General features: G+C 37.5%; 11 protein-coding genes. 8 read left to right on the top strand and 3 right to left on the bottom strand.

Features of this window, described 5'->3' with window-relative positions; all coding sequences use genetic code 11:
- The first annotated feature begins 300 nt into the window (after nt 1–300).
- Nucleotides 301–1995, top strand: a complete 1695-nt coding sequence (locus I3217_RS03945; RefSeq protein WP_435048429.1) for a GMC oxidoreductase — start codon at nt 301–303, stop codon at nt 1993–1995.
- Complete coding sequence (locus I3217_RS03940; RefSeq protein ID WP_435048428.1) at nt 1995–2585, top strand: gluconate 2-dehydrogenase subunit 3 family protein; 591 nt, start codon at nt 1995–1997, stop codon at nt 2583–2585. The genes I3217_RS03945 and I3217_RS03940 overlap by 1 nt, the downstream gene beginning before the upstream one ends.
- Before the next feature lie 11 nt (nt 2586–2596).
- Here the strand turns inward: I3217_RS03940 and I3217_RS03935 are convergent, their stop codons facing one another.
- Nucleotides 2597–3637 (bottom strand): LacI family DNA-binding transcriptional regulator, encoded by a 1041-nt coding sequence (locus tag I3217_RS03935; protein ID WP_435048427.1) that lies wholly within the window; start codon nt 3635–3637, stop codon nt 2597–2599.
- Between the two features lie 190 nt (nt 3638–3827).
- On the opposite strand from I3217_RS03935, the gene I3217_RS03930 reads away from it, so the two are divergent.
- The 6 genes from I3217_RS03930 to I3217_RS03905 all read left to right on the top strand — a co-directional run bounded on the left by I3217_RS03930 (nt 3828) and on the right by I3217_RS03905 (nt 13456).
- Nucleotides 3828–4751, top strand: coding sequence for a nucleotidyltransferase family protein (locus tag I3217_RS03930; RefSeq protein WP_435048426.1), 924 nt, complete (start codon nt 3828–3830; stop codon nt 4749–4751).
- On the top strand, nt 4738–5805 hold the full coding sequence (locus I3217_RS03925) for a phosphotransferase enzyme family protein (protein ID WP_435048425.1): 1068 nt from the start codon (nt 4738–4740) through the stop codon (nt 5803–5805). The genes I3217_RS03930 and I3217_RS03925 overlap by 14 nt, the downstream gene beginning before the upstream one ends.
- A gap of 39 nt (nt 5806–5844) precedes the next feature.
- Entirely contained in the window at nt 5845–7182 is a 1338-nt protein-coding gene (locus I3217_RS03920; protein ID WP_435048424.1) for a sugar MFS transporter, read from the top strand.
- A 32-nt stretch (nt 7183–7214) separates the two neighbouring features.
- Nucleotides 7215–8192 carry a Gfo/Idh/MocA family protein gene (locus I3217_RS03915; RefSeq protein ID WP_435048423.1) on the top strand — a complete coding sequence of 326 codons (978 nt, stop codon included), beginning with the start codon at nt 7215–7217 and terminating at the stop codon, nt 8190–8192.
- Between the two features lie 29 nt (nt 8193–8221).
- Entirely contained in the window at nt 8222–10150 is a 1929-nt protein-coding gene (gene nagB / locus I3217_RS03910) for a glucosamine-6-phosphate deaminase (RefSeq protein WP_435048422.1), read from the top strand.
- Nucleotides 10151–10339: 189 nt separating this feature from the next.
- Complete coding sequence (locus I3217_RS03905; protein ID WP_435048421.1) at nt 10340–13456, top strand: glycoside hydrolase family 2 TIM barrel-domain containing protein; 3117 nt, start codon at nt 10340–10342, stop codon at nt 13454–13456.
- Nucleotides 13457–13543: 87 nt separating this feature from the next.
- Here the strand turns inward: I3217_RS03905 and I3217_RS03900 are convergent, their stop codons facing one another.
- Both I3217_RS03900 and I3217_RS03895 read right to left on the bottom strand, forming a co-directional pair.
- The gene (locus I3217_RS03900) at nt 13544–14179 is read right to left on the bottom strand and encodes a hypothetical protein (RefSeq protein WP_435048420.1); all 636 of its coding nucleotides are present in this window, start codon (nt 14177–14179) and stop codon (nt 13544–13546) included.
- Nucleotides 14180–14225: 46 nt separating this feature from the next.
- Nucleotides 14226–14819 carry a YdeI/OmpD-associated family protein gene (locus I3217_RS03895; protein ID WP_435048419.1) on the bottom strand — a complete coding sequence of 198 codons (594 nt, stop codon included), beginning with the start codon at nt 14817–14819 and terminating at the stop codon, nt 14226–14228.
- Between the last annotated feature and the right edge of the window lie 13 nt (nt 14820–14832).

Raw genomic sequence — 14832 nt, 5'->3', positions numbered from 1 at the left:
CATCAAAGGTCGTAAAAAGGGGAAAAGTTAAGGGGGCATAATTAGGCAAAGACTTAGTATGAATTCTTCAAAACTGGGAAAAAGGTTAAATATTTGAAAAGAGAGAGGCGAGTAGCGTTCATTCAAAAAAACATCTTATTTTTTGTAACTTAATGGTTGTGTGTTTTGTATGCTGTTTTTGGTAGGGTGCGATGTAGAATTTAACATCTAAATCAACAAATATCTCCACTTTTATAAAGAGGTCAAGGCGTATTTTTGTAAGTGCAAATTTATAAATACAGGTTTCTAACTAAGGACTATATGGAAAAGGACACACGATTTGATGCTATAGTTATTGGTACCGGAATTTCTGGAGGCTGGGCAGCAAAGGAGCTTTGTGAAAACGGTCTGAAAACGCTTGTTCTGGAGCGGGGTAGAATGGTGGAACATGTTAAAGACTATCCCACGGCAATGATGAATTCGTGGGATTTTGAATTCAGAGGACTACCTTCTGCTAAAACTAAAAGAGAGCAGTTTAAACAGGACCGCACGGGCTTTGTAACACACGAAGCTACTAAACACTGGTTTGTTAACGATTTAAAACATCCGTATAATGAAGCTAAACGTTTCGATTGGATTAGAGGATATCATGTAGGAGGACGATCTTTAACCTGGGGGAGACAGGCTTTGAGAATGACTGATTTAGATTTTGAAGCCAACAAAAAGGAGGGAATTGGAGTAGACTGGCCGATTCGGTATAAAGATCTGGAACCCTGGTATGCTAAAGTTGAAGAGTATATAGGTGTAAGTGGGGAAAATCTGGGATTGGAACATTTTCCGGACGGAGTATTGTCTCCGCCGATGGCATTGAACTGTGTGGAAGAGTTTTTCAGAGGAAAAATTAAAGAACATTACAAGCACAGGCATTTAACCATAGGACGATTTGCAAATCTGACAGGCGAAAAAGCGCATGAAGGTCGTGGTAATTGCATTTATAGAAATAAGTGTATGCGGGGTTGCCCGCTAGGGGGATATTTTAGTAGTAATGCATCGACTCTACCAGCAGCAAAACGCACTGGGAATATGACCTTAAAGACCAATGTTATTGCTTACGAACTTGTTTACGAAGATAGTTTAAAAAAAGTAACAGGTGTAAAAGTTATAGATGCAGAAACGAAAGAACGGTTTTTCTATAAAGCGGATATAGTTTTTTGTTGTGCTTCTACTGTGGCTACTACCAGTATATTGCTGCAGTCAAAATCGGAACGTTTTCCAAATGGTTTAGGGAATGACAGCGGTGAATTGGGACATAATTTAATGGATCATCATTTTCAAGTGGGAGCTACAGCTACTATAGATGGGTTCGATGATGCCTTTTACGAAGGCCAGCGACCGGCAAGTTTTCATATTCCTCGATTCAGAAATTTAGCAGAGAAAGATAGAAAGCAAAAATTTTTACGAGGATACTCCTTTCAGGGGAGTGCAAGCCGTACCAACTGGAGACGTGCCATAATGGAATTAAGTTATGGAGAGGAATTAAAATCGGATTTATTAAAACCTGGGCCATGGAAAATAGGAATGTCCGGTTTTGGTGAATGTTTGCCTTACCACGATAATAAAATGATTTTAGATTATAATAAATTAGATGCCTGGGGCCTTCCTACCGTAACATTTGATTGTGAATATAAAGAGAATGAAAAGTTGATGCGTGAAGACATGAAAAATCAAGCTGTTAAAATGCTAAAAAATGCCGGTTTTAAAAATGTACAAGGTTACGATAATGAGACTTACCCCGGTATAGCGATTCATGAAATGGGGACGGCACGTATGGGGAGAGACCCAAAAACCTCTGTACTTAATGCATTTAATCAGTTACATGAAGTTCCAAATGTGTATGTAACCGATGGTGCTTGTATGACCTCTTCGGGAAATCAGAATCCATCGTTAACCTATATGGCTTTAACTGCACGGGCAGCCCATCATGCGGTCGAACAATTTAAAAACAATCTGAAGTAATGAACAGGAGAGAGCTTATTAAACAAATGGGACTTGGTCTGGGATATATGTCCATTTCGCCGGCTATACTAAATGTTTTTCAAAGCTGTAAACAGGTGGATAAAGGCTGGAAACCAGAGGTTATCCCGTTAAAGTTAAAAGGGCTAACAGACGTTATGGTCGATTTCTTTCTTCCTATAACTGAAACACCCGGAGGTACAGATCTAAATCTTACCATATTCATTGATAAGCTGCTTTTAGGTGCTGAAACTCTGGAAATGCAAAACCTGTTTAAAGCGGGAGCTTACGCATTTAAAGAAAAATTAGAGCGAACTTGTAAATTATCTATAGATAAAATAGAAAAAATGAAAATAAACCAGATTTTAAAAAACTATTGTGATTTAAGTGAGACACAAACTCAAATCGTGTTTCAAAATCTGGATCGTCCATTTAATCAGGTAGAAACGCAAAACAGAGAAATCTATCTTGTATATCATTTTATTACGAAAGTCCGGTATTATGCTTTGCTGGGGTATTTTACATCTCAGGACATTGTCGAAGATGTGCAGCAGATAAATCCTAACCTAGGCTATTATAATGCTTGTGTATAATCGCATATTAATCAGTCAAGATATTGCTGTACATTTTCAGAATTAATGATGTCTATGGGTAATAATTTGTTCTTTAAAATAGGGTTTTGGTAAATAAGATGTTCGGCAAGGGCGTTTAAGCCTAAATAGGCCTGGTGTTTTGGGTTTTGGTTTATGAGATAAGAAATCCATCCTGATTTTAAATAGTTTACATTATCTTCCAGTAAATCATATCCAATAACTACCAGATCTTTAATTACTTTTGCTTCTAATAGTTTTGAAACCAGATGGCTCTTAGAAGTCGTTATAAACAAGCCTTTGGTTTCCGGGGTTTTATTGAGGTAATCCGGTAGAATTTCGTGTAATTTTTTAGCGTCTACCTGAAGTGTGGAAATGGTAAAATCTTGAGAGTGTAAAGTTTCGAAAAATGCGCGGAATCCTCGCTCTTTTTCCTGCATGTGCATTGCGTTAGTTATGTCTTCATTAATATGAATAATGGTAAGTCCGCCAGATTTTATCATACTTTCAAATAGTTTAGCGGCTACACGCCCACTTTGTACAAGGTCCTGACCAACAAATCCAGAAACGGCATCAATCGTCACCTGATTGTTAAATGTAATAACAGGAATATTATGGGCGTAATAATCGTTTATAGCCGATTTAGATTCTTTGTAAAACAAGGGGGCTAATAAGACAGCATCAGGCTGTTGTTTCAGTATATCCTGGTGTTTTAAATTGAAGGATGCTGTAGATAACGGATCGAAATCAACAATGGAAACCATAACATTGAATGCAGCAAAATCATTTTTAGCGTTTAGGATGCCTTCTTCACAGCGTTTCCAGTAATTATCCATTTCCGGATTGGGTAATAATACACAAATGTGAAACACTTTATTTTGTTTCAGGTTCTGGGCAATAATATTTGGCTGGTAATCGATCTCGTCTAAAATGGCATTCACTTTTTTTAAGGCAGCTTCAGAAACTTTACCTCTTTTGTGTAAAACGCGATCTACCGTACCCTTGGAAACGCCGGCTAGAGCCGCGATGTCTTTTATCGTGTATTTTCTATTCATTACAGCAAATATATAAAAATTTAAAAAGCAGTGTGATGTTATGTGTGCTCGAACACATATTTAGTGTGTTCGAACACATTTTGTTGTTTTTTCTTTTTTTATTAAAATTTCATTTATACTTTAGCATCAGAAATAAGAAAATAATACTGTTTTTTTAATTACTAAAAGACGCATTAAACGCAGATATTTTATGAATTCAAACAAACCTACATTAGTCATTTTAGCAGCGGGAATAGGAAGTCGATATGGCGGACTGAAACAGTTAGATACCTTTTCTCCCGAGGGAGATACCATAATGGATTTTTCAATTTACGATGCTTTGCAGGCAGGGTTTGGCAAATTTGTATTTATAATCAGAAAAAATATAGAAGAGGAATTTCGTGAGGTATTTAATAAAAAACTGGAAGGGAAGGCCGAAGTAGATTATGTGTTTCAGGAAATAGAACATGTACCCGATGCCTATAAAAATCCGGAGCGAAAGAAGCCCTGGGGTACAGGGCATGCTTTATTAATGGCTAAAGATGCAGTGCAGGAAAATTTTGCTATTATTAATGCTGATGATTTTTACGGACGTGAGGCGTTTCAAACTATGGCAAAGGCTTTAATGGAAACTGATAAAACCTCGTATAATTTCTGCACTATGGCTTATTTACTTAAAAATACAGTTTCGGAAAACGGATACGTGTCTCGTGGAGAGTGTCAGGTTACCGAGGAGGGGTATTTAACAGATGTAACAGAACGACTTCACATAGAGAAAACTGCAGATGGTATTATAAGAAAGGATGAAGAAGGGAATACTATTCCAATATCTGGAGATACGGTCGTGTCTATGAATTTCTGGGGCTTTACGCCTAAATGTTTTGAATTTGGAACCACATTATTTAAAACCTTTTTAGAGGAAAATAAGGGTGATTTAAAGGCGGAATTTTTTATCCCAAGTGTGGTTAACGAAATTCTGCATTCGGGAATAGCAACAGTAAAAGTGCTTCAATCGGATGCAAAGTGGTTTGGAGTAACCTACAAAGAAGATAAAATTCCGGCCCAGGCTGTAATTACCAAACTTAAAGCGGAAGAGGTTTATCCTAAAAATTTATGGGACAATGGAGCAAACTAGAATAGAAAAGATATTTAATCAGTTTAATCACAATACTTCTTTTAAAACAGAGAAGGAATTAATCTCCGGACATATTAATGATTCCTATGTAATAGAAACTCAAGGAGAGCAGTCTTTTGTATTACAGCGTATTAATCATAACGTATTTAAGGATGTTCCAAGATTAATTAATAATAAAATTCTGGTAAGTGCACATTTAAAATCGAAATTTAAAGATTTGAGTGAAGCTGAATTAAGTAGAAAAGTTTTGAGTTTTGTCGCCTGTAACGATGGGGCATATTTTTATAGAGATGAAACCGGTAATTACTGGAATTTGTCTGTGTTTGTATCAGATAGCTTTACACATGATGTAGTTGATAGTGAAACGGTAGCTTATGAAGGTGGTAAATTATTTGGAGCGTTTTTAAACCTTACCAGCGATTTTAATCCGGAGAGATTAATTGAGGTGATTCCGGATTTTCACGATATGTCATTCAGATTTTCTCAATTTGAAGCTGCTTTGAAACAAGCTTCTGAAAAACGAATGGAACGTGCTAAATTCTGTATTGATAAGGTGTTTGAGCTGAAAGAAGAAATGCATATTCTACAGCATTTAAAAACGTCGGGACAGTTAAAATTACGTGTTACTCATAATGATACAAAAATCTCTAATGCTTTGTTCGATAAAAACGATAAAGGGCTTTGTGTTATTGACACTGATACGGTAATGCCCGGGATAATTCATTACGATTTTGGAGATGCCATTAGAACCATATGCAATACTGCTGCCGAAGACGAAACTAATTTAGATTTGGTAACTTTTAATGTAGCCTATTATAAAGCTTATAAAAAAGGGTTTTTAGAAACAATGGGAGAAACCTTATCGCCTTTAGAACTAAAGTATTTACCACTCGGGGCAAAAACAATGACTTTTATTATGGCTTTACGGTTTTTAACCGATTATTTAAATAACGATATTTATTATAAAACGGCGTATTCCGAACATAATTTAAACCGATCTAAAAACCAGTTTAAGTTGATACAGAGTTTTAGTGAGCAATTAGAACATCTTTAATCTTAAAAGAACACTAACCTTAAATTCTTCCTTCCAATTATGGCAAAATTATCAGATACTGTAACCTCTAAATCATCCAATAAAATTGCTATCGTCATTATTGCCGGCTTATTTTTCATATTTGGTTTTGTAACCTGGATAAACGGCGCCTTAATTCCCTTTATGAAAACCATAAACGAATTAACCGATGCACAGTCGTATTTAGTAGCATCGGCATCTTACATTTCGTTTGTGGTCATGGCATTACCGGCTTCTTATATCTTAAATAAAATAGGTTATAAAAAGGGCATGTCCTTAGGTTTGTTCATAATGGGGATTGGAGCTCTGGTATTTATACCGGCAGCAGAAGCCAGGACTTATGGGGTATTTTTAACAGGTATCTTTATTCAGGGGATGGGAATGACACTCTTGCAAACGGCATCAAATCCATATATCACTATTCTCGGGCCAATTGAAAGTGGCGCGAAGCGTATAGCAATTATGGGGATAGCCAATAAGGTAGCAGGGGCGCTAGGATCGTTGATTTTCGGAGCTATTTTACTTTCCGGAATAGATAGTATAAAAGATAAATTAGCTCAGGGCAATAGTTCAGAAAAGGAAGACTTACTAAGTACTATGGCAAACAGTGTGGTCTTACCTTATGTAATTATGGCTGTAGTGTTATTTGTTCTGGGCATTTTAATACGAAAGGCACCGTTACCGGAACTGGAAGCAAAGGAAGAAGAAAGTCAGGCCCAGGGGAAAGTCGGAAAAAGCAGTGTTTTTCAGTTTCCGCATCTATGGCTGGGGGTTATTACCTTGTTTCTATATGTAGGAGCAGAAGTAATTGCCGGAGATACTATAATAGCTTATGGAATATCTTTAGGGTTTTCTGCCGATGAGGCAAAATTTTTTACGACGTTTACCCTAATGGCTATGGTGTGCACTTATGCTTTAGGAGTGATTCTTATTCCAAAATATTTAAAACAACGAACGGCTTTAATTATAAGTGCAATTCTGGGCATTATTTTCAGCATCTGTATCATTCAAACCACAGGAATTACATCCGTAATTTTTGTAGCAGCTCTGGGGATTGCTAATGCTTTGGTCTGGCCTGCAGTCTGGCCTTTAACTCTGGACGGTTTAGGGAAATTTACTAAAACCGGATCGGCCTTATTAATTATGGCTATTTCCGGAGGCGCAATCATACCGCCGCTTTATGGCAGGCTGGTTGATATTGAAAAAATAAAACTCATTTCCAATGGGATTTCAGAATCGCAAGCCTTAGCTCAGGCAGCTACAAGTAGCTATTGGATATTAATACCCTGCTACGTTTTTATTCTGTTTTTTGCGGTCTGGGGCCATAAATATAAAAGCTGGAGTAAAGAGAATGCTTAACTTGGAGGGGTAACTGAAAAATATTAAGAATTATGCAATCAATTATTAAGTGGGGCATTATAGGCTGTGGCGATGTAACCGAAGTTAAAAGTGGTCCGGCATATCAAAAAGAGTCCGGATTTAAGCTTGAGGCGGTTATGCGCAGAGATTACGAAAAATGCAAGGATTATGCCAGGAGACATGGAGTGCCTAAAGCCTATGCCAATGCAGAAGACCTAATTAACGATCCCGAAATTCAGGCGGTATATATAGCAACACCTCCAGATTCGCATGCGACATATGCATTAAAAGTGGCTGAAGCGGGGAAAATTTGCTGCATTGAGAAGCCTTTGTCGCCTAGTTATGCCGAATGTGTTAAAATATTTCAGGCCTTTCAGGAAAAAAATATTCCACTGTTTGTGGCCTACTACAGACGTTCTTTACCGCGCTTTGAAAAGGTAAAAGCATGGATAGATACCAATGAAATTGGAGCTGTACGTCATATAAACTGGCATTTAAGTAAGCCGGCAAGTTCTGTAGATCTGACAAAAACTTATAACTGGCGTACAGACGATCAAATAGCTTATGGAGGTTATTTTGACGATCTGGCTTCTCATGGGATTGATTTGTTTATGTACCTGTTAGGAGATATCAAGCAGGCGTCGGGGATTGCTGTTAATCAACAACAGTTATATTCAGCAAAAGATGCTGTAACTAGTTGCTGGCTTCATGAAACGGGTGTGACGGGTTCCGGAAGCTGGAATTTTGGAGCAGAAAAACGAGAAGATAAGGTTCAGATTTATGGCGAAACGGGTAAAATAAGTTTCTCTGTTTTCGATGAAAGTCCGGTGGTTTTAGAGTCCAATTCCCAGATTACCAGTTTGGACATTCCTAATCCTGAAAACATTCAATTGTTTCATGTCCAAAATATGTACCGGCATTTAGCAGGAGAGCAAGTGCACCCTTCCCTGGGAGAATCGGCTATGAAAACAAGCTGGGTCCTGGATCGTATTTTAGGGAAACTCAATTAAAACATATAACACTTAAAAATTCAGTTACAATGATAAAGAGTCAAATTGATAAAGCCACAAGCTTCGAAAAACGATTTGAACATATAGACACGGTTGTTTTCGAAAACTCAACTCAGGCGTCTAAAGCCGTGGCAAAGGAAATGGCAGCTTTAATACAATCGAAACAGCAGGAAAATAAACCTTGTGTTTTAGGTCTGGCTACGGGTTCTTCTCCAAAGGGTTTGTATGCGGAACTGGTACGTTTGCATAAAGAAGAAGGATTAAGCTTTAAAAATGTTATTGCCTTTAATCTTGATGAATATTACCCGATGGAGCCGGATTCGGTACATAGTTATGTCCGTTTCATGAAAGAATTGTTGTTTGATCGGGTAGATATTTTACCCGAAAACTATAACATTCCGGACGGGACTTTGGATAAAGATGAAATAGCCGATTACTGTAAGGCTTACGAAGAAAAAATAGAAAAAGTAGGGGGGATAGACTTACAGGTTTTAGGTATAGGTGGTAATGGGCATATTGGTTTTAACGAATCCGGTTCTTTACAGAATTCTAAAACCCGTTTGGTAGCTCTGGATCACATTACCAGAGTAGCGGCAAGTGGCGATTTTTCGGGATTAAGTAATACCCCGAGAACAGCAATAACGCTTGGGGTAAAAAAAATAATGGAAGCTAAACGCGTTATTTTATTAGCCTGGGGGGAAGGAAAATCTAGTATCATTAAAAAAGCTGTAGAAGGAGAAATTACCAATAAAGTACCAGCAACTTTTCTTCAGGAACACAACAATGCCACTTTTGTTTTAGATAAAGGAGCAGCTTCTATTTTAACGCGTGTTAACACGCCGTGGCTGGTAGAAAAAGTGGTCTGGACAGATAAGTTAATTCGTAAAGCTGTAATTGGCCTGGCAAGACATTTAAAAAAGCCAATTTTAATGTTGACTGATGCCGATTATATAGAAAACGGGATGAGTGATTTACTGGCAGATAGCGGACCGGCCTACGATATAAATATTCATATTTTTAACAAGTTGCAAAATACCATTACTGGCTGGCCGGGAGGGAAACCAAATGCAGATAACAGCAAACGTCCCGAACGTGCAGAACCGTCTAAAAAGCGAGTCCTTATTTTTAGCCCGCATCCCGATGATGATATTATAAGTATGGGAGGCACTTTTAAGCGTTTACACGAACAGGGGCACGAAGTACATGTGGCATATCAGACTTCCGGGAATATAGCAGTAGCAGACGATGAAGCTTTACGTTTTGCAAGTTTTGTGTGCGATTATAATCAGAAATTCGGAATACAGAGTAAAGAAACCGAACAGATTTATAAGCAGGTCGTTCAGTTTTTACAGAATAAAAAATCGAGTGATATTGATATTCCTGAAGTGAGGAATGTTAAAGGATTAATCAGAAAAGGGGAGGCCCGTGCTACAGCTCATTTTGTCGGACTGGAAGATAATCAGATTCACTTTATGGAACTACCCTTTTACGAGACCGGCAAAATTGAGAAAAAGCCTTTAGGTGAAGAAGATATAAAACGAACAATGGATTTGATTGAGGCTGTTAAGCCACATCAGATTTACGCTGCTGGAGATTTAGCCGATCCACATGGTACACATAAAGTCTGTCTAGATGCTATTTTTGAAGCTGTAAAACGATTAAAATCAAAACCATTTATGGACGATTGCTGGGTATGGTTATACCGGGGAGCATGGCAGGAATGGGATATCGACGAAATAGAAATGGCTGTACCCATGGGACCAGATCAGGTGCTGGAAAAACGTCATGGAATTTTTAAACACCAGTCGCAAAAAGATGGTGTGGTGTTCCAGGGAGCCGATAGTCGGGAATTCTGGCAACGTGCGGAAGACAGAAATAAAGAAACAGCGACCCATTATCATGAGCTGGGATTGGCCCATTATGCAGCTATGGAAGCTTTTGTGAGATGGCATTTTTAAAGTGTTAAGAAGTCTAGAGATTAAAAAAATACCCCCTGAATTTTTTATAAATAGTATTCAGGGGATTTTGTTTGCAAAGTGCTTAAAGGGATAATTTTATAGCGATTCTAAGGAATATAATACTAGTTGGTCTTTTGGGAATACCTTATCTTTCAGGTTTTATATTAATTCCCTAATTATTGTAATTTAATGAAACACTTGTATTGCGTATTCCTTTTAGGTTTGATTTCTCATGTCCTTATTGCTCAAAACGACTGGGAAAACCCCGAAATTTTTCAACAAAACAGAGAACCTGCTCATGCCACTTTATATCCATATTCATCTCTAAAAGCCGCATTGTCTTCCAATTTAGAAAATGAAGCCTATTTGAAGGTCTTAAATGGAATGTGGAAATTTCAATACGCCACAACGGCTTCCCAACGGAATACTGAATTTTATAAAGAAAATTATAATGCGAGTTCCTGGAAATCAATTCCAGTTCCCGGTAACTGGGAAATGTATGGCTATGGTGTGCCAAATTACACGAACGAACGCTATCCTTTCGAGAAAAAACCGCCGTTTATAGACGAAACTAAAAATGCTGTAGGCTCTTACATTACATATTTTGAGGTTCCTGAAATCTGGAAAAATCGCGAAGTGTATATTCAGTTAGGCGCTGTAAAATCGGGGTTTTATATCTGGGTGAATGGCGAAAAGGTAGGTTATAGCCAGGATTCTAAATTACCGTCTGAGTTCAATATTTCAAAATATATTAAGCCGGGCAAAAATAAATTGGCTGTACAGGTTTTTAAGTTTACTGATGGGAGTTATCTGGAAGATCAGGATTTCTGGAGATTATCCGGAATACAACGAGATGTCTTGCTTTATGCGAGAACAAAAACTCACATCCGTGATTATTATGTTAAAGCTGGCTTAGACAATTCTTATAAAACCGGGTTATTTAATTTAGATATAGACATTTTAAATACAGATGCCAGAGCAAAGGGCACGTACAACGTTTCTTATCAGATTCTGGATCAGGCGGGTAAAAAGCTAAAGGCGGAAACACGTTCTCTTAAAATAAAAAAAGGGGAGCAAACGGTTTCCTTTCAGGCCGAATTAGCCGATGTTAAATCCTGGTCGGCAGAAACCCCAAATTTATATCAACTAGTGTTACAACTGGAATCTCAGTCGGGAGAACTTCAGGAAGTGATTCGTTCTAAGATAGGATTCAGAACATCTGAGATAAAAAACGGGCAGTTGCTTGTAAATGGTAAACCTATTTTATTGAAAGGGGTGAACCGACATGAGCATGACCCGTATTTCGGACACGTGGTTAACAGAGAAACCATGATTGCAGATATTAAAACCATGAAAGCGTTTAATATTAATGCGGTTAGAACGTCTCATTATCCTAACGATCCTTTATGGTATGAGTTATGCGACGAATATGGACTATATGTTTATGATGAAGCCAATATAGAATCGCATGGTATGGGGTACGATCCAGAGCATACTCTGGCCAATAAACCGGAATGGAAAGCCGCGCATGTAGAGCGTATTGTAAATATGGTAAAACGCGATAAAAATCATCCGTCCATTATTGTCTGGAGTATGGGGAATGAAGCCGGGACCGGACCAAACTTTTTAGCGGGCTATAAGGCAGTAAAAGCCTTAGATAAAACCAGACCTGTACATTATGAACGTGCAGAAAAATTAACAGATGTTAAAGAAAAACATACCGATATTCGCGGCGATATGTATGCGCCTATTAGTTTTGTGAAAGATAAATGGCTGGGTACAGATGCCGATCGGCCTTTTATCTGGTGTGAATATTCACACGCCATGGGGAACAGCAATGGGAATTTTAAGGAATACTGGGATTTGGTTCATGAGAACAGACAGGTGCAGGGTGGATTTATCTGGGACTGGATGGATCAGGGGCTGGCAAAATACGATGAGCAGGGCAACCGATACTGGGCTTATGGCGGACATTTCGAACCTGAAGGGATGCATCATGATGATAACTTTTGTTTGAATGGGGTGGTAGATCCCGATCTTAAACCACATCCTGGATTATTCGAAGTGAAGAAAGTGTATCAGAATATTCAGTTTAAGAGTTTTGATCTTTCTTCAGGTCAGGTTCTTATTAAAAACGATAACTTTTTTAAAACACTGGACGATAATGTTATTCGTTGGGAATTGTTAGAAAATGGTAAAGTCTGTGCACAGGGGCTTTTTAATCCAACGGGTGTACAAGCACAATCAGAAAAATCATTTCCGATAAAATTATCAGAGTTAGAAGATGATAAAGAGTACTTTTTAAACCTGTATGCTTTACAAAATTCTACCGATAATGGTTTATTGCCTTTTGGGACTCAAATTGCTTCAGAACAATTTAAGTTAAATAATCTGGTTCTAGCGAAAAGCAAAGAGGCAGTTACTAGTCCTCTAGAATTACAGGAGGATAGTGATGTTATTTCTGTTTCTGGAGATGATTTTAAAATCCAATTTTCAAATACTACAGGAGCGCTTACTTCTTATATGTTAAACGGATTGGAATTAATAAAAGCGCCGATGATTCCTGATTTCTGGAGAGCACCAACGGATAACGATTTTGGAAACAATATGCCTAAGCGTTGTCAGGTTTGGAAAGATGCCGGAAAGAATGCAAAACTAAAGAGTATGTCGGCAAAATCGGTTTCAGCAACTGAAATTTTGGTGGAAACCAGTATGGAATTGCCTGAGGTTTCTGGTGAAATTAACCTGAATTATAATATTTCGGGTAATGGTAAAATAGTAGTGCACTACAGGTTAAAAGCGGATAAAACCGATTTGCCTGAAATTCCAAGGATAGGGATGACCCTTCAGTTACCAAAATCGGTAGATAATTTAACTTATTACGGACGTGGACCATGGGAAAATTACAGCGACAGAAATACAGCTGCTTTTGTGGGTGTTTATCAATCTAAGGTTGCCGAGCAGTATTTTGCCTATAACAGGCCTCAGGAAAATGGACATAAAACAGGGACACGCTGGTTGAATTTGAAAAATCATTCAGGTTTGGGAATGAAAATAGAAGCACTAAATACAGCATTGGAATTTAATGCGTTGCATTATAAAACATCAGATTTCGATCCGGGAACTTCTAAAGATTTAAGAACTACAGCAGATTTAAAGGAAGGTGATTTTGTTGAATTACATATAGATCATGTTATGATGGGCGTTGGGGGAGATAACAGCTGGGGTGCCAAGCCTCATGACCCTTATATGTTCTATGCTGATAAAGTTTATGAGTATAGTTTCGTTATAAGTCCGCTGAAATAAGGAAATTAAAACCAAAGAAAAAGCCACGAATTCACTGAAAAAACGTTGAAATTCGTGGCTTTTTTGTTACAGTGTATGTAGTAGTATTTAATCTAGCTGAGGTACGCCTCCGCTAAGTAATACTAAAATGACCATAGGGATGGCAATAGCAAGAGCTATTAATGTGGGTTTTACCCAATTTCTTTTTCTATAGAGTATGGATTTTCCTAAATAGGTATTCCAGAAATATTCGGTTAAAATAAAGCCACCTAAGATATTCACAATTATAGAGACATTACTGCTAAAATTAAATAAAGACATAAGGGCAACGGGAACGAAAGCATAGAGTATACAAAATAGTAATACCAGATTTCTCGCTTTAAATTGTCCTACTTTTTTGAAGTTATACATTAATAAAGCTCCTCCAAAAATGGTAGAAAAAAAGATGGAGAACATTAAGATTAACTGTTTTGAATGTAATTCCGGTAACTTAGATTCGTCAAAAGTGTTGTCTACAGTATTTGCGCCTTCAAAAGTTTTTGAAATGTTCTGACGTTCTACGGCTTTAGCCTGGAGAGTTTGGTATATTTCGCTTAGGTCTGTTGTTAAAGCGTCTCTGGATTTTAAAAGGTCTAAGGCTGTTAAACGTGCTTCGTCTGTATAAACCGTTTCATTAAGTGCGATAGCTTCTAATTCGTCGTTTTCTTTTTTGTTAAATCGTTCTGTAAATATATTATCAGTCATGACAGTTTTTATAGTATTACTTAAATACGGTTAAGCTTTCGTTTGCCTAACAATTTTTGTATTTATCGTTTAATCCCAATCCTTGCAGAATCATCGGAGTAATTTTTTCTAATCGCGTTTGTTTTGTAGCTTCCCGTTTGGCAGTTTCTATATATTCGGCATATTCCCGTTGTTTATAAGGGGCAAGGCTTTCAAATTTTTCCTTTAATAGAGCATTCGATTTAAGTAATTGGTCTAACAATTCAGGAATTGTTATGGTAGTTTTCTTTTCAGGTTTAAGTATTTTACCTAGTTTTTGATTTTCTATAGCTTCCTTGACATAGGAAAGTACTGCTGTTTTATTAATTTCGGAAACCGATGTAAAGCGCATTTGCCTTAAACTTTTGGTTTTATCCTGAGCTTGTTCTAAGAGCTGGTGATCATCCTTAAGGAATACACCATTAAAAAACCAAATGCCAAAATGATGTTTAAAAGCACCCAGACCAATAACATTTTTACCGTTTAGGGTATACACCGGAGCACTCCATTTAAAGGATTCTTCCAGTTCGGTAGAAAGCAAGACAGACCGTAATAACGTTAAGCCTTCGGTCCAATGGTCCTGATTTTCTATATAAGTATCAACAGCAGCAGATGATTTCATAAACGGTTAAAAA

Origin of the sequence: Formosa sp. S-31 (assembly GCF_051172795.1) — a bacterium.
In the GTDB taxonomy this organism is placed as follows: Bacteria; Bacteroidota; Bacteroidia; order Flavobacteriales; family Flavobacteriaceae; genus Formosa.
This window is presented reverse-complemented; position numbering and strand designations above follow the sequence as displayed.

Coding starts and splice junctions, on each gene's coding strand:
- I3217_RS03945 (WP_435048429.1), top strand. CDS start 301: ATGGAAAAGGACACACGATTTGATGCTATAGTTATTGGTACCGGAATT.
- I3217_RS03940 (WP_435048428.1), top strand. CDS start 1,995: ATGAACAGGAGAGAGCTTATTAAACAAATGGGACTTGGTCTGGGATAT.
- I3217_RS03935 (WP_435048427.1), bottom strand. CDS start 3,637: ATGAATAGAAAATACACGATAAAAGACATCGCGGCTCTAGCCGGCGTT.
- I3217_RS03930 (WP_435048426.1), top strand. CDS start 3,828: ATGAATTCAAACAAACCTACATTAGTCATTTTAGCAGCGGGAATAGGA.
- I3217_RS03925 (WP_435048425.1), top strand. CDS start 4,738: ATGGAGCAAACTAGAATAGAAAAGATATTTAATCAGTTTAATCACAAT.
- I3217_RS03920 (WP_435048424.1), top strand. CDS start 5,845: ATGGCAAAATTATCAGATACTGTAACCTCTAAATCATCCAATAAAATT.
- I3217_RS03915 (WP_435048423.1), top strand. CDS start 7,215: ATGCAATCAATTATTAAGTGGGGCATTATAGGCTGTGGCGATGTAACC.
- nagB (WP_435048422.1), top strand. CDS start 8,222: ATGATAAAGAGTCAAATTGATAAAGCCACAAGCTTCGAAAAACGATTT.
- I3217_RS03905 (WP_435048421.1), top strand. CDS start 10,340: ATGAAACACTTGTATTGCGTATTCCTTTTAGGTTTGATTTCTCATGTC.
- I3217_RS03900 (WP_435048420.1), bottom strand. CDS start 14,179: ATGACTGATAATATATTTACAGAACGATTTAACAAAAAAGAAAACGAC.
- I3217_RS03895 (WP_435048419.1), bottom strand. CDS start 14,819: ATGAAATCATCTGCTGCTGTTGATACTTATATAGAAAATCAGGACCAT.